The sequence below is a fragment of the Klebsiella sp. CN_Kp091 genome (genome assembly GCF_040065095.1).
Classification (GTDB): Bacteria; Pseudomonadota; Gammaproteobacteria; order Enterobacterales; family Enterobacteriaceae; genus Klebsiella; species Klebsiella aerogenes.
Genome location: NZ_JBEAIO010000001.1, coordinates 31,166 through 46,563, shown reverse-complemented (window position 1 = coordinate 46,563; position 15,398 = coordinate 31,166). Strand labels below are relative to the sequence as shown.

Annotated in this window: 14 protein-coding genes; 3 read left to right on the top strand and 11 right to left on the bottom strand. The window is 57.9% G+C overall.

All coding sequences use genetic code 11. From position 1 onward, the window contains the following. Nucleotides 1-70: 70 nt before the first annotated feature. Nucleotides 71-1,054, top strand: coding sequence for a flagella biosynthesis regulator Flk (gene flk, locus ABLV17_RS00240; RefSeq protein ID WP_020078229.1), 984 nt, complete (start codon nucleotides 71-73; stop codon nucleotides 1,052-1,054). A 42-nt stretch (nucleotides 1,055-1,096) separates the two neighbouring features. Here flk and ABLV17_RS00235 read toward each other — a convergent pair whose 3' ends face one another. Both ABLV17_RS00235 and fabB read right to left on the bottom strand, forming a co-directional pair. Beyond that, entirely contained in the window at nucleotides 1,097-2,272 is a 1,176-nt protein-coding gene (locus ABLV17_RS00235) for an MFS transporter (RefSeq protein WP_015365548.1), read from the bottom strand. Nucleotides 2,273-2,410: 138 nt separating this feature from the next. Beyond that, a complete protein-coding gene (fabB, locus tag ABLV17_RS00230) occupies nucleotides 2,411-3,631 on the bottom strand; it encodes a beta-ketoacyl-ACP synthase I (RefSeq protein WP_015706178.1) in 1,221 nt (406 codons plus the stop codon). Nucleotides 3,632-3,789: 158 nt separating this feature from the next. Between fabB and mnmC the strand changes: the two genes are divergently transcribed. After that, on the top strand, nucleotides 3,790-5,778 hold the full coding sequence (gene mnmC, locus ABLV17_RS00225; RefSeq protein ID WP_047054485.1) for a bifunctional tRNA (5-methylaminomethyl-2-thiouridine)(34)-methyltransferase MnmD/FAD-dependent 5-carboxymethylaminomethyl-2-thiouridine(34) oxidoreductase MnmC: 1,989 nt from the start codon (nucleotides 3,790-3,792) through the stop codon (nucleotides 5,776-5,778). Between the two features lie 110 nt (nucleotides 5,779-5,888). On the opposite strand, the gene ABLV17_RS00220 is transcribed toward mnmC, so the two are convergent. From ABLV17_RS00220 to prmB, 6 genes are read right to left on the bottom strand one after another with little or no spacing between them, the layout of a single operon-like run. After that, entirely contained in the window at nucleotides 5,889-6,170 is a 282-nt protein-coding gene (locus tag ABLV17_RS00220) for a YfcL family protein (RefSeq protein ID WP_015365545.1), read from the bottom strand. Nucleotides 6,171-6,202: 32 nt separating this feature from the next. Then, nucleotides 6,203-6,751, bottom strand: a complete 549-nt coding sequence (locus ABLV17_RS00215; protein WP_032708825.1) for an elongation factor P hydroxylase — start codon at nucleotides 6,749-6,751, stop codon at nucleotides 6,203-6,205. Then, on the bottom strand, nucleotides 6,751-7,560 hold the full coding sequence (locus ABLV17_RS00210) for a sulfite exporter TauE/SafE family protein (RefSeq protein WP_087860092.1): 810 nt from the start codon (nucleotides 7,558-7,560) through the stop codon (nucleotides 6,751-6,753). Before ABLV17_RS00210 ends, ABLV17_RS00215 begins: the two co-directional genes overlap by 1 nt. After that, nucleotides 7,560-8,384 carry a penicillin-insensitive murein endopeptidase gene (gene mepA, locus ABLV17_RS00205; protein WP_015706180.1) on the bottom strand — a complete coding sequence of 275 codons (825 nt, stop codon included), beginning with the start codon at nucleotides 8,382-8,384 and terminating at the stop codon, nucleotides 7,560-7,562. The genes ABLV17_RS00210 and mepA overlap by 1 nt, the downstream gene beginning before the upstream one ends. A gap of 3 nt (nucleotides 8,385-8,387) precedes the next feature. Beyond that, a complete protein-coding gene (gene aroC, locus ABLV17_RS00200) occupies nucleotides 8,388-9,473 on the bottom strand; it encodes a chorismate synthase (RefSeq protein WP_087860091.1) in 1,086 nt (361 codons plus the stop codon). 40 nt (nucleotides 9,474-9,513) lie between these two features. Continuing rightward, nucleotides 9,514-10,446, bottom strand: a complete 933-nt coding sequence (gene prmB / locus ABLV17_RS00195; RefSeq protein WP_026612250.1) for a 50S ribosomal protein L3 N(5)-glutamine methyltransferase — start codon at nucleotides 10,444-10,446, stop codon at nucleotides 9,514-9,516. A gap of 166 nt (nucleotides 10,447-10,612) precedes the next feature. Between prmB and smrB the strand changes: the two genes are divergently transcribed. Further along, a complete protein-coding gene (gene smrB, locus ABLV17_RS00190) occupies nucleotides 10,613-11,164 on the top strand; it encodes an endonuclease SmrB (RefSeq protein WP_101705203.1) in 552 nt (183 codons plus the stop codon). Nucleotides 11,165-11,189: 25 nt separating this feature from the next. Here the strand turns inward: smrB and sixA are convergent, their stop codons facing one another. From sixA to fadI, 3 genes are all read right to left on the bottom strand, one after another. After that, nucleotides 11,190-11,675, bottom strand: coding sequence for a phosphohistidine phosphatase SixA (sixA, locus tag ABLV17_RS00185; protein ID WP_045391518.1), 486 nt, complete (start codon nucleotides 11,673-11,675; stop codon nucleotides 11,190-11,192). A gap of 210 nt (nucleotides 11,676-11,885) precedes the next feature. Next, the gene (fadJ, locus tag ABLV17_RS00180; protein ID WP_308958813.1) at nucleotides 11,886-14,030 is read right to left on the bottom strand and encodes a fatty acid oxidation complex subunit alpha FadJ; all 2,145 of its coding nucleotides are present in this window, start codon (nucleotides 14,028-14,030) and stop codon (nucleotides 11,886-11,888) included. Next, entirely contained in the window at nucleotides 14,030-15,340 is a 1,311-nt protein-coding gene (gene fadI, locus ABLV17_RS00175; RefSeq protein WP_308958812.1) for an acetyl-CoA C-acyltransferase FadI, read from the bottom strand. Before fadI ends, fadJ begins: the two co-directional genes overlap by 1 nt. Between the last annotated feature and the right edge of the window lie 58 nt (nucleotides 15,341-15,398).

Genomic DNA, 15,398 nt, shown 5'->3' with positions numbered 1-15,398 from the left:
GTGTGCCATAATCTGGCCGCCAGGAACATCATCACCCGGCTTAAGTACAGTACTACGGTAAGGATTCATCATGACACCACCCGTTTCAGGTATGTCCGATCGCCCTCCGGGGACTGGCCCATCCGGCGCATCCGCCGTGGGCCCAAACGCGCTCACCATGCAGCAACGCACCGTTCTGGAGCGGCTGATAACGCGTCTGGTGACGCTGACATCGCAGCAAAACGCCGAAGTGTGGGCCTGCGTGAAGCACGATCTGGGTCTGAAAGGCGATACGCCGCTGCTGGCGAGCCATTTCAGCGCGGCTGAGAGCAACCTGAATCAGCGCTTAAGTATCGCTCAGCAAAACCACCACCACCGGCAAATTCTCGCTCAGCTTAGCGAACTGCTGACCCAGGGGAATAACCGTCAGGCGGTGAGCGATTATATCCGCCAGAATTACGGCCAAACCGTGCTGCACGCGCTGACGCAGGCGCAACTGGAGAACGTGCTGCATCTGCTGCAAAACGGCCAGTTGGCGATCCCGCAGCCGCAGCAGCGAACGCCAACGCTGCGTCCTTTGCTGCCGGCGGAACATAACACCCTGAATCAGTTAGTGACCAAACTGGCCGCCGCAACCGGCGAATCGAGCAAGCTTATCTGGCAATCAATGCTTGAGCTGTGCGGCGTGAAATCCGGCGAACTGATCCCCGCCACCCACTTCACCCCGCTCTCGTACTGGCTGCAGGCGCGACAAACGCTGAGCGCGCAAACCGCGCCGACGATGAATTCGCTGCAGGCAGCGCTCAAGCAACCGCTGGAGGCGCAGGAGTGGCAGAAAATCGCCGATTTCGCGCAAAGCAGCTGGCAGGTGACGCCCACGACGACCTTAACCAGCCCGCAGGTGCTAACGCTATTAAATAAGGTCTTTGCGCTACGCGTAGCCCGCGCCCAGGCGACAATGGCAATTACCCCGGTCGAGCCCCTGCCCGCACCCCATGCGGTGTATAGCAAAAAAGCGTGGACGGTGGCGATTGCCCTGCTGGTGGTGATTATTCTGCTGTGGCTGGTGCTGTAAGCTAAAAACAATCATGGCGGCCAGAACGCCGCCATGATGCCATTACTTACGCAGCGTCAGTAAAGTGACACCAATGCCCAATACCGCGCAAATCGCCCCGGCAAGGAACACGGAAGCATAGCCAAGCGAGGTGGCAAGCAGGCCAGCCAGCGGGCCAGTGACGCCGTAAGAGATATCCTGAAACGCGGCATAGCCGCCAAGCGCGGTGCCGCGAACCTGGGCCGGAACCCGTTTGACTACCTCAACGCCCAGCGCCGGGAAGATGAGCGAGCAACCGCAGCCGGTCAAAGCGGCGCCCGCCAGCGCCACCCAGGCGCCCGGCGCTTGCCATAGCAGCGTCAGACCAATCGCTTCAATCAGCAGTGATACCATCGCCACCTTAATGCCGCCAAAGCGATCCGGCATCCAGCCGAACAGAATACGCATCAGGACAAAAGCGCCGCCAAACGCGGTCAACGTGAAGCCGGCCATCGCCCAGCCGTGGCTGGCGAAATAGAGTGAAACAAAGGTACCGATCACCGCAAAGCCGACGCCCTGCAGGCCGAGACCAATTCCCGGCCGCCAGATCATGCCGATGACGCTCCATAGCGAAGGACGCTCGCCGCCGTGGGCGGGAACTTTACGGACCGTGCCGTTAATCGCCCATGCCAGCAGCGGCAGCGCCATCGTGACGCAGGCCAACGCCGCCACGCCGAAGCGGCTGTAAATCAGCAGCCCCAGCGGCGCGCCCACCGCCAGCGCCCCGTACATCGCCATGCCGTTCCACGACATCACTTTACCGGAACGTCGCGGGCCAACCAGCCCTAATCCCCAGCTTAAGTTACCGGTCAGCAGCTGGCTTTCACCAAAGCCGAGAATCAAACGTCCCAGCACCAGCAGGCCAAATTTGGCCATTACCGGCACCGGCAGCAGCGCCGCCGCCAGCCAGGCGCAGCCGGCCAGAGCACAGGCCAACATTCCTTGCAGCACCGAACGTTTCGCGCCGTACTGATCGGCCAGTCTCCCGGCATAGCCGCGGGTTAATACCGTGGCGAGAAACTGGATGCCGACGGCCACGCCGACGAGTGTGTTGCCAAAGCCGAGATCGTGGTGCACAAATAGCGGGATAACCGGTAGCGGCAACCCCACGGTCATATAGGTCAGAAAAACCGCAAAGGTAATGCGAAATAGCGAGAGGTTCTCTGAAGCGTTGTTTATCGTTTTTGTCGCTGCGGACATGCGTTACCCCAGTTTTGCAGAGCAAGGCGAGAAGATGGAATGGGAATGATGGCGAGCAATTTGCCTGCTCTCGCCAGGCGCTGTCAAGACGTCAAAAAAAGGGGAGCCTCGGGCTCCCCTGGTACTGACTCTAACCAATTAGGCGTTGTATTTACGCATAACCAGGGTCGCGTTGGTGCCGCCGAAGCCGAAGCTGTTGGACATCACGGTGGTCAACTGAGCATCGGTCGGTTTGGTGACGATGTTAAGGCCGGCAGCCTGCTCGTCCATCTCTTCGATGTTGATGCTTGGCGCGATAAAACCGTGCTCCAGCATCAGCAGAGAGTAGATGGCTTCCTGTACGCCTGCGGCGCCCAGAGAGTGGCCGGTCATCGCTTTGGTGGCGGAGATAGCCGGGCTGTTGTCACCGAAGACTTCGCGGATAGCGCCCAACTCTTTCACGTCGCCTACCGGAGTAGAAGTGCCGTGGGAGTTCAGGTAGTCGATCGGAGTATCAACGCCGTGCATCGCCATCTGCATGCAGCGCACTGCGCCTTCGCCAGATGGAGCAACCATGTCCGCGCCATCGGAAGTCGCGCCGTAACCGACGATTTCCGCATAGATATGCGCGCCGCGCGCCAGCGCGTGTTCCAGCTCTTCCACCACGACCATGCCGCCGCCGCCCGCGATAACGAAACCGTCGCGGTTCGCATCATAGGTACGGGACGCTTTGTCCGGAGAATCGTTGTATTTAGTGGACAGCGCGCCCATGGCGTCGAATTCACAAGCCATTTCCCAGCACAGCTCTTCGCCGCCGCCGGCAAAGACGATGTCCTGTTTGCCCAGCTGAATCTGTTCTACCGCGTTACCGATGCAGTGTGCGGAAGTGGCGCAAGCGGAGCTAATAGAGTAGTTGACGCCGTGGATTTTAAACGGCGTGGCGAGGCAGGCAGATACGCCGGAAGCCATCGCTTTAGTCACAACGTATGGGCCCACGGCTTTCAGACCACGCGGGCTACGCATGGCATCGGCGCCGAAGACCTGGAATTTCGGGGAGCCGCCGCCGGAACCTGCAATCAGGCCGACACGCGGGTTGTTCTGGTATGCTTCCGGCGCCAGACCTGCGTCGGCTACCGCCTGCTCCATGGACAGATAAGCATAGATAGATGCATCGCTCATAAAGCGAACTACTTTGCGGTCAATGAGGCCCGTGGTATCCAGTTTGACGTTGCCCCACACGTGGCTACGCATTCCTGAATCCTTCAGCTCCTGAGAGAAAGTGATCCCTGAACGTCCTTCACGCAGAGATGCCAGGACTTCCTGCTGGTTATTACCGATGCTGGAAACGATGCCCAAGCCAGTAATCACTGCACGTTTCATTCAATACCTCTGTAAGTCGCACTATTTTAAGTTTCGAGTCGCACAATAGCGTACACTTGTACGCCGAACAAGTCCGATCAGCCATTTTGTGTATAAATTTGCGCCTTCTGGCACACATCGTTAAGATCGCGCTACGCCTTGTGATTCGAGTAACTTACGTGAAACAAAACGCCATACAACCCGCCAACCTGGAATTCAACGCTGAGGGTACACCTGTTTCCCGAGATTTTGACGACGTTTATTTTTCTAATGACAACGGTCTGGAAGAGACGCGCTACGTTTTTCTCAACGGCAACCAGCTTGATAGCCGTTTTCCAACCCACCCGCGCCCGCTGTTTATCGTCGCGGAGAGCGGCTTCGGCACCGGGCTCAATTTCCTGACGCTGTGGCAGGCGTTTGCTGTTTTTCGTCGCGATAATCCGCAGGCTACGCTGCAAAGATTACATTTCATCAGTTTTGAAAAATTTCCCCTGAAGGCCGACGACCTGCGCCTGGCGCACCAGCACTGGCCGGAACTGGCGCCATGGGCTGAACAGCTACAGGCGCAGTGGCCATTGCCAATCGCGGGCTGCCACCGCCTGCTGCTCGACGATGGCCGCGTCACGCTGGACTTATGGTTTGGCGATATCAACACGCTCACCGACCAGCTTGACGATTCACTCAACCGCCAGGTCGACGCCTGGTTCCTCGACGGCTTCGCGCCGGCGAAAAACCCGGATATGTGGACGCCGGGGCTGTTTTCCGCCATGGCGCGTCTGGCCCGCCCCGGCGGCACGCTGGCGACCTTCACCTCCGCTGGCTTCGTGCGCCGCGGGCTGCAGGAGGCCGGCTTTAGCATGCAAAAACGCAAAGGCTTTGGTCGCAAGCGCGAAATGCTAATCGGTAAATTGACCGCCGACGTTCCGACATTCGCGCAGACGCCATGGTTTGCCCGCAGCGGTAGTCAATCGCGCGAAGCGGCGGTGATCGGCGGCGGTATCGCCAGCGCCCTGCTCTCGCTGGCGCTGCTGCGTCGCGGCTGGCAGGTGACGTTGTACTGCGCTGACGATGCGCCCGCCAGCGGCGCATCCGGCAATCGTCAGGGCGCGCTGTATCCGCTATTAAGCCAGCACGACCCTTCGCTGGCGCACTTTTTTCCGGCGGCGTTTACTTTCGCGCGCCGCCTCTACGACGCCCTGCCAGTGGAATTTGATCATCAATGGTGCGGCGTAACCCAACTCGCCTGGGATGAAAAAAGCACGCAGAAAATCGCCCAAATGCTGGCTTCAGATTTACCGGCGGAGATCGCCTGCGCGGTGACGGCGGAGCAGGTTGCTGAACTGACCGGCGTTGATACCGGCTGCGGCGGTATCACCTATCCGGCCGGCGGCTGGCTGTGCCCGCAGCAGTTGACGGCAGAATTGCTGGCGCTGGCGGCGACACAGGGATTACGCAGCCACTACGGTTATCCCGTCGAAACGCTCAGCGCGGAGGGCGACGGCTGGTTGCTCAATCAGCAGCATCGTCATCAGGCGGTAGTACTGGCGAACGGACATCGCCTGACTGATTTTGCCCAGACCAGGCAGTTACCGGCTTATCCGGTCGGCGGCCAGGTCAGCCATATCCCCACCACGCCGGGGCTTTCCGCCCTGCGCCAGGTGTTATGTTATGACGGCTATCTGACGCCGCAAAACCCCAAGAATCAGCAACACTGTATCGGCGCCAGCTATCATCGCGGCAAGACGGATACCGATTTCAGCGCCGAAGATCAGTGGCAGAATCGCCAGCGCCTGATTGATTGTTTCCCGCAGGCGGCATGGGCAAAAGAGGTGGATGTTAGCGGCAACGAAGCCCGCTGCGGCGTACGCTGCGCCACCCGCGACCACCTGCCGATGGTGGGCAACGTTCCGGATTATGAGAAAACGTTGACGCAGTACGCCACGCTTCACCAACAGCAGGAAAATGTCGGCAGCGCGCCGGTCTATCACAATCTGTTTATGCTCGCGGCATTGGGATCTCGTGGGTTGTGCACCGCGCCATTGAGCGCCGAACTGCTGGCCGCGCAGATGAGTGAAGAACCGCTACCGCTGGATAGCGAAACCCTCGCGGCGCTGAATCCGAATCGGCTGTGGGTGAGAAAACTGCTGAAGGGAAAAGCGGTAAAATAACGCCGGCTTGCGCCTTATACCGACCTGGGTTTAGTCGCCCCGGTAGGCGCAGCGCGACCGGGGAGAGTCTCCGGATGTGGGCTACCGCCTCATCCGGATGACATCATTTATCAGGCCTGATTTTTCGCCTGCTGGTACAGGTTATTCCACATCCCTTGCACCAGAATCTGATCCGGCGGCGATAGTTCGCCCGCGCTGATGGCCTTTTCCAGGCTGCTGGCGACTTTATCATTAATCGCCTGCGCCGTATGTTCCCCTTCCCCTTCCAGCTCAGCCACCGCCAGCGTCAGGTGGCCGCGCAGATAACCGCCAGCAAACAGTTCGTCATCACTGGCGTGGTCTACCATATCGTCAATTAACGCCAGAATGCGTGATTCAAACTCCGCGATCATCGTCTTTCCTCTTTCATTTGTAGAACGTGGCTTTAGTGCAGGTCTTCCGGCCACGGAAATTGTTCTGCCGTCAGCGGCGGCGTTTGATAATACTGTTGCAGCGCGCGAATAAAGCGTGCCGGTCGCTCAGGGATCCCTTGCTCCAGATAGGTCATCACCTGGGCATGTACGCGCCGTTGAAAGGCGATGCGGTCGGGCTCAAAGTCGCCTTCGAGGTTGTCACAGCTGACGTTAAACGGAAATCCCGCCGCCGTGCAGAACAACCAGTCAAAAGCCTGTGGCTTGACCTCGACGTCTTCGAACTTGCTTTGCGTCATCGCATCGCGGCCGTCCGGGCAGTACCAGTAACCAAAATCTACCTGCTCTCGCCGCGCCTTGCCGGCGATACACCAGTGGGAAATTTCGTGCAGCGCGCTGGCGTAAAAGCCGTGAGCAAACACGATCCGGTTGTATGGCACTTCGCTATCTGCAGGAAGATAGATCGGTTCGTCGTCGCCTTTAATCAGACGGGTATTAAAATCATCGGCAAAGCAGCCGTCGAAGATCTCGACCAACTGCTGATAATGGTGTTGCTGTTGCATTAGTGAATTCCCAACCACTGCAAAATCTCAGCCCCGTGGCTGTCGTAAAGAAGTTTAGCGCTCATCACCGCGGAGACGATGACGATCATCGGCCGAATCAGCGACTGTCCTTTACTCAGCACCAGCCGCGAACCGGCGCGAGCGCCGATAAACTGTCCGGCCATCATCACAAAACCGGTGGCCCAAATCACTTTGCCGCCAATAATAAACAGCAGCAGGCCGCCAACATTAGAGGTGGCGTTTAGCAGTTTGGCGTGAGCGGTTGATTTCGCGAGATTAAACCCGGCGAGCGTCACAAAGGCCAGCGCATAAAACGAACCGGCGCCGGGGCCAAAAAAACCGTCGTAGAAACCCACGCTGCCGCCAGCGACCAGCGCGAACGGCAAGCCATACAGGCGACGCTGACGATCGGACTCCCCGAGCTTAGGCATCAGCAAAAAGTACAGCCCGATGCCTATTACCAGCAGCGGCAGGATTTGCTTCAAAATATCGGACTGCACGTGCTGCACCAGCAGCGCGCCCGCCGTCGAGCCGATAAACGTCATCAGAATATTGAGTTTCTGATCGGCGAGATTCACTACCTTACGACGGATAAAATAGAGCGTCGCGGAAATGGAACCGCCGCAGGCCTGTAACTTGTTGGTCGCCAACGCCTGAGCGGGCGGCATACCCGCCGCCATCAGCGCCGGGACGGTTAACAACCCGCCGCCGCCGGCTAAGGAATCAATAAATCCGGCAAGAATCGCGACAAAAAAGAGTGCCACCAGCACCATTGGCGAAACCATAAACAGCTCGGCAAAACTATCCATTAGAGAAGATGCTCATCCAGTAGCGCCTGGCAGGAAGGCGGCAGCGGAGGCGGCGTCTTCTTCACAGGTGGGGTTGACCCAGGTTTAGGCGGTTCAAACCAGCTTTGCAGCTCGGCTCCGCAGCCATCGCCAGCCGGCGGCGGCGCTTGATCTTCGCACTCGAGGCTGCCCGCCGGGCAGCGCAGGCGCACGTGCATGTGGGCGCGATGCTGGAACCACGGGCGAACTTTGCGTAGCCATTGGCGATCGTTACCGGCATCAAGGCACAATTGCTGTTTGATAGCCGGATTGACGAAAATACGCGTCACATCGTTATCTTCCGCAGCCATTTTAATCAGGTTGCTGATTTGCGGGCTCCACAGTGAGGGTACCACCCGCTTGCCATCGCGGGCGACTAAGTCCAGCGCCTGTGGTTTCAGCAGTTGCGCGGAGGTCCAGCGGGTCTGCGGCAGTTGCAGGAAAATATCAACATCCAGGCCCGACTGATGGCTGGCGTGGCCGCCGTTAAAGCGCCCGCCGGCAGGCATGCCCATATCGCCAATCAGCACCGTCCCCATACCTTTATTGTGCGCCTGCAAACTCAGTCGCTGAATAAACTGCACGAGATCCGGGTGGCCGAAGTAGCGACGCTGATCGGTACGCATCACCTGGTAATCAGGGGAGTTCAGCGGTAGCGGCTGGGCGCCGACGATGCAGCCATTGGCAAACGCGCCAATAGACTGGGCGCTGCCGCTAATCGGCTGGGATATTTTCTGCCACGGCGTCGCCGCCAGGCTGGCGGTGCTGGCCAAAAGCGCCAGCAGTGCGATAACGGTATTTTTCATCGGTTACCAGCGTGGAATTGATGTCGTCACGTCGCCATTCTGCGCGCGTTGACGCATAAAGTGATCCATTAACACGATAGCCAGCATGGCCTCGGCGATAGGAACCGCGCGAATGCCGACGCACGGATCGTGACGCCCTTTGGTGATCATTTCGACTTCTTCGCCGAAGCGGTTAATCGTATGACCGGGAACGGTAATACTGGAGGTCGGCTTCAGCGCGATGTTAGCAACAATTTGCTGGCCGCTGCTGATACCGCCAAGAATGCCGCCGGCGTGGTTACTCTGGAAGCCGGCTTTGGTGATTTCGTCGCGGTTTTCGCTGCCGCGCAGTTTAACCACCTCAAAACCATCGCCGATTTCTACCCCTTTCACCGCGTTGATGCTCATCAGCGCGTGGGCGATATCGGCATCCAGGCGGTCGAATACCGGCTCGCCGAGACCCGGCGGTACGCCGTCAGCCACGACCGTCACCTTCGCGCCGATAGAGTCGCCCTCTTTTTTCAGGCCGCGCATCAGTTCATCCAGCGCGTCGATTTTATCCGGATCCGGGCAGAAGAATGGGTTCTGCTCAACCTGATCCCAGTCTTTGATAGCCAGCGGAATATCGCCCATCTGCGTCAGGCAGCCGCGGATTACAATACCGAATTTGGCCGCGAGGAATTTTTTGGCAATCGCCCCGGCCGCCACGCGCATCGCGGTTTCACGCGCAGACGAACGCCCGCCGCCGCGATAGTCGCGCAGGCCATATTTCTGCTCGTAGGTGTAATCCGCATGTCCCGGACGGAACACATCTTTGATAGCGCCGTAGTCCTGGGAACGCTGATCGGTGTTCTCAATCAGCAGGCCAATGCTGGTGCCGGTGGTCACGCCTTCGAAGACGCCGGAGAGGATTTTCACCTGGTCCGGTTCGCGGCGCTGGGTGGTGTAGCGCGATGTCCCAGGGCGACGGCGATCCAGGTCGTGCTGCAGGTCGGCTTCGGTCAGCGGAATGCCTGGCGGCACCCCGTCGACGATGCAGCCCAGCGCCAGGCCGTGCGATTCGCCGAAGGTGGTGACGCGAAAGAGTTGTCCAATTGTATTTCCTGCCATCACGGCTCCGTTCTTTTCGTTATGTTTGCGTGTTGTTTTTTTAGTCTTTATAAATGCCGAAATGCGCGCGCGCGTCAATGAGCTGCTGTTTAGTCAGCATAAAGACGCCATCACCACCGTTATCAAACTCAAGCCAGGTGAACGGCACGTCCGGGTACTGCTCCATCAGATGTACCATGCTGTTACCGACTTCACAAATCAGAATACCGTCATCGTTGAGGTAATCCGGCGCGCAGCCAAGAATACGGCGCGTCAGCTTCAGGCCATCGCTACCGGAAGCCAGACCCAGAACCGGCTCGTGCTCATATTCATCGGGCAGATCGGCCATATCTTCTTCATCAACGTACGGCGGGTTGGTCACGATCAGATCGTACTGCAGCTTTGGCAGATCGCGGAACAGATCGGAGCGGATCGGCGTAACCTGGTTAATCAGGCCATGTTCTTCAACGTTATGTTCCGCAACGGCCAGCGCGTCCGGGGAGATATCGACAGCGTCGACTTCGGCTTCCGGGAAGGCATAGGCGCAGGCGATGGCAATGCAGGCGCTCCCGGTACACATATCGAGAATATGCTGCGGTTTATGGTTTATCAGCCCGGCGAACTGGTTATTGATCAGTTCGCCAATCGGCGAGCGCGGTACCAGCACGCGCTCATCGACATAGAATTCATGTCCGCAGAACCACGCTTTGTTGGTCAGGTAAGCGACGGGAATACGTTCGTTGACGCGGCGAATCACGCGCTCGACGATACGATGTTTTTCGCTGGAAGTCAGGCGCGCGGTGCGCATATCTTCCGGTATATCTAACGGCAGGTACAGCGAGGGTAATACCAGCTGTACGGCCTCATCCCACGGGTTATCGGTACCATGACCGTACCAGATGTTGGCGGCGCTAAAACGACTTACCGCCCAACGCAGCATGTCCTGAATGGTCTGCAACTCATTGACCGCTTCATCAACAAAAATTTTATCCACGCAATCCTCCAGGGCACGCTCTGCTATAAATTCGGCGGCTAGTTTGCCACGACGGCGGCGATAAATCAGCATTCTTGCGCAGCCGGAGTGGGGAAAAATAGGTTTTCCTTGCCTGAAGCGCGGGCGAGTCGGGTAAACTAGCGAAAAGAAATAGTGAGATTGGGCAATGAAAAAGAAAACACCGCTAAGCGCGGAGGATCAGGCGCTGTTCCGCCAGCTAATGACCGGCACCCGGCAAATTAAACAGGACACTATCGTACACCGCCCGCAGCGCAAGAAGCTCAGCGAGGTTCCGCCTAAGCGATTGCTGCAGGAACAGGTGGATAACAGCCACTATTTTTCCGACGAATTTCAGCCGTTGCTCAATACGGAAGGCGCGATGAAGTACGTGCGCGCGGATGTCAGCCATTTTGAGCTGAAAAAGCTGCGCCGCGGCGACTATTCGCCGGAGCTGTTTCTCGATCTGCACGGTTTAACCCAGCAGCAGGCGAAACAAGAATTAGGCGCGCTGATTGCCGCCTGCCGCCGCGAACATATCTTCTGCGCCTGCGTGATGCACGGACACGGCAAACATATCCTCAAGCAGCAAACGCCGCTGTGGCTGGCGCAACATCCGCATATTATGGCGTTCCATCAGGCACCAAAAGAGTACGGCGGCGATGCCGCGCTATTAGTACTGATTGAAGTTGAAGAGTGGTTGCCGCCAGAGCTTCCGTAAGCGGAAGCTCCGAGGGGGGAAAGCCTTAGATGGCTTTCGCCATTCTCAAATTGCAGGGGCTCATCTGCCAGGTGAATTCGCCCTTGCCGTCGGCGTCGAGGGTGACACAGGCAATCGCTGAAGTAGTAAACATCGGGGGCGTTTCCCCCGGGCACAGCTCTGAGACGAGGTACCCCACCAACGGCAGGTGTGAAACGACCAGCGCCGTTTTCACGCCTTCATTCGCCAGCGCCTGAAGGTAAGCGCTAACCATCCCAACATCGCCGCATGGCGTGAGTTCCGGCATCACGTCGACATCTTTCGGCAGGTTCATGCACTCCCCTACTATGTCCAGAGTTTGCTCTGCACGCAGGTAAGGGCTGACAAGCACCCGCTCAATATCCACTTTTTGACCTTTCAGCCAGGTTGCCATCTGACGAGATTCGTCACAACCGCAAACGGTTAAGGGACGAACGGAGTCACTGGCTGCATCGAGGGCAGCGTCGCCGTGACGCATGATAAAAACTTGCATATTGCACCGCTTTTGTTAACCAGAATCACCGCAACTCGCTCTGCGTAAACAATACGCAGGCGACCCGGTGGCCGGGCATTGTGCCTGATCCATCCAACGAATGAAACGCTGTTTTTTACCTCAATGGCGTAAGTATAGTCAATATTTGTTTACAAAACCGCCAATCAACAGCGCCAGCCAACGTTGGATTTACCTTCTTTTGACCATAACTTAGGTCGTCCGTTCACCAGTGGGCCAAAAGGTCGCCCCCTGCTCGGCCATGCGCAATAAGGTGTCGCACGGAGAAAAACGAGGGCCGTACTGTGCGGCCAGACGCTGCAAGATTGCGGCGACTTCACCCGCGCCGAGGCTATCCATATAGCGGAACGGGCCGCCGAGAAACGGCGGAAAACCTATACCAAAGACGGCGCCAATATCGCCATCACGCGCGCTACGTACGATCTGTTCATCAAAACAGCGCGCCGCCTCGTTGAGCATCATCATCACGCAGCGTTCAGCGACCTGCTGAGCAGACAAACGCGCCTGCGGACTTGCTACTGCCAATAATGGGTAAATAGCCGGGTCAGCCCGTTTTTTGCTTTTACGCCTTTTTGTCTCATAAAGATAGAAACCGCGATTATTTTTTCTCCCTTTGCGATCGTCCTTCAAAATCGCGTCAATGATGTTTGCAGGCGGGCTAAAACGTTCACCAAAAGCGCTCTCCAGTACCGGGATAATCTTAGTGCCGGTATCAATGCCGACTTCATCCAGCAACTGAATAGGTCCAACCGGGAAACCAAATTTTACCAATGCATTATCAATATGTTCGACCGGCTCACCTTCCAGCAGCAGGCGCATGGCTTCATTGATATAGGGCGCCAGAATACGGTTAACATAAAAACCGGCACGGTCGGCAACCACGATCGGCGTTTTCCCCTGCAACTTCGCAAGCTTCACCACCGTGGCGATGGTTTGCTCATCGGTCGTTGCGTGCGGGATAACCTCAACCAGCGGCATTTTTTCGACCGGGCTGAAAAAGTGCAGACCAATTACCTTCTCTGGCCGGGCGGCCTGAGCCGCGATCTCGCCGATCGGTAGCGATGAGGTATTGGAGGCAAAGATCGTCTGCGGCCCGCAGCATTGTTCGATCTCGCCCACCATCCGCTGCTTGAGCGCCAGATCCTCAAACACCGCTTCGATGACCACATCGCGATGGGCAAAGCCATGATAATCCGTAGCGCCGGAAATCAGCGCCAGCTGACGATCGCGTTCACTGGCGCGCAGATAGCGGCGACGCACCTGCTTATCCAGCAGATCCCAGCTGTACTTAAGCGCATGATTGATGCCTTTCGCCTGAATGTCTTTTATACGTACCGGCAGCCCGCCTTTACAGGCGGTGACGTAAGCAATACCGCCCCCCATTAAACCGCCGCCTAGCACACCGATGCTATTCAGCGCAGCGGGGTCAGCCTCGGCACCACGATCCTTTTTCAGATCGGTACTGGCAAAGAAAATAGAACGTAACGCTTGCGATTGCGGCGTCATCGCCAGTTCGCCAAACGCTCGCGCCTCTTCGGCGTAACCGCTGCTGCAGCCGTGCGCCAGCCCGTTTTCTATCACCTGTAAAATACGTTCTGCAGCCGGGTAATTACCCTGCGTTTTTTGCCGGGTCTTTTTCGCCACCATGCGGAACAGCAGCTGACGCCCCAGAGGCCCGGCAAGCACCCGTTCGCGCACCGGTACAGTTCGGCTCGCCGGCCGGCCCTGTAGCGCCAGCTCAACCGCGGTCCGCAGCAATATCGATTGCGGGACAACATCGTCCACCAGCCCGGCTTTCAACGCCTGACGCGGACGCAATTGTTTACCGGTGAGGATCATTTCGAGTGCCGTACTGACGCCAATCAGCCGCGGCAGGCGTTGAGTGCCGCCGGAGCCCGGTAGCAACCCCAGTTGTACTTCCGGCAATCCCAAGCGCGTTTTATCATCATCGCTACAGACTCGCCCATGACAGGCCAGCGCCAGCTCCAGGCCGCCGCCAAGGCAGGCGCCGTGAATGGCGGCAATCACCGGGATAGAAAGCGCGTTGATCTCGGCCATGATCTGCTGGCCCTGGCGCGCCAGCGCTTCGGCTTCTGAGGCGCTGGTACAACGAGCAATCATGTTGATATCGGCGCCGGCGATAAAGTTGTCGGGTTTAGCGGAGATAAATACGGCGCCGCGCAGCGCTTTGTTCTCACGGAGCTGACGGATAATCGTCCGCACTTCGCCGCCGAACTCGGCTTTCAGGGTATTCATCTTTTCGCCGGGCGCGTCGATGGTGATAACGGCGATATTATCCGGGCGAATTTCAAGCGTAAAAGCTGTTGCCGCTTCCATTATTCGGCCTCCAGAACCATAGCGGAACCTAAACCACCCGCCGCGCAGGCGGTAACCAGACCAAATCCGCCGCCGCGGCGCCGGAGTTCATGCAGCGTCTGGGTGATCATGCGCGCACCGGTCGCCGCGAAGGGGTGTCCGTAGGCGATGGAACCACCCAGCACGTTGAACTTGCTGGCATCGACTTCCCCGGTCGCCTGTGGGCGCCCCAGAACCTCCCGGGCGAAACGATTGCTGGCTAAACATTGTAGATTCGCCAGCGTCTGCGCGGCGAAAGCTTCATGCATATCAATTAGCGTAAGGTCTGCAAGGGTAATTCCCGCCCTATCCAACGCCAGCGGAGTCGCCCACGCAGGGCCCAGCAGCATATCCTGCCAGACATCAATAGCGGTGAAAGCATAGCTACGCAGATAGCCCAGCGGCGTTAACCCCAGCTCTTTGGCCCGGGATTCGGTCATCATGATCACCGCGGCGGCGCCGTCGGTAAGCGGCGTACTGTTTGCTGCCGTCACGCTGCCGTGTTTACGATCGAACGCCGGACGTAACTTCTGGTAATCCGCCAGGGTTGAATTTTTACGAATATTGTTGTCCTGCTCCAGCGGCTCGCGATAAGGCGGTACATAGGCCGTCATCACTTCACTGGCCAGTTTGCCCTCTTCCCAGGCGCGGGCGGCAAGCTGGTGTGAACGCAGCGCCAGCGCGTCCTGATCTTCACGGCTGATGCCCCAGGTTTTCGCCATCTGCTCGGCGGTGTCGCCCATCCGCAGACCGGTTGAATATTCCGCAACCGCAGGCGGCACCGGTAAAAGATCGCGCAAACGCAGGCGGGAAAAGAGTTTTAGCCGCTGACCAAGCGTGCGCGCTTTATTGGCATCCACCAGGGTGCGGGCCAGTTTTTTACTCACGCCAATAGGGAGAACGGAGGAGGAATCAGCGCCGCCGGCAATGCCCGCGCGGATAGTGCCGGCCATCAGGCTTTCGGCAATATTGGCTACCGCCTGGAAACTGGTGGCGCAAGCGCGGCTGACGCTATAGGCGTCGGTATGCACATTCATTCCGGTGCCAAGGACAATTTCTCGAGCAATATTCGGCGCTTCCGGCATCTGCACGACCTGGCCAAAAACCAGCTGTTCAATCACTTCCGGGGGAACTTCACTGCACGCCAGCATTTCGCCGACGACCATTTTTCCCAGATCAACGGCCGGAACGCCGTGATACGCCGTCGCTTGACGGGCAAATGGGGTACGTAAACCGCTGACAATGGCAATGCGATCGCCCTGACGGGTGATAAGCGGTAATGCCTGACTCATAACTCTCCCCTGTTAACCGATAAAACCAAGTGGTCTGACCTGATAACTAGTCTTAACT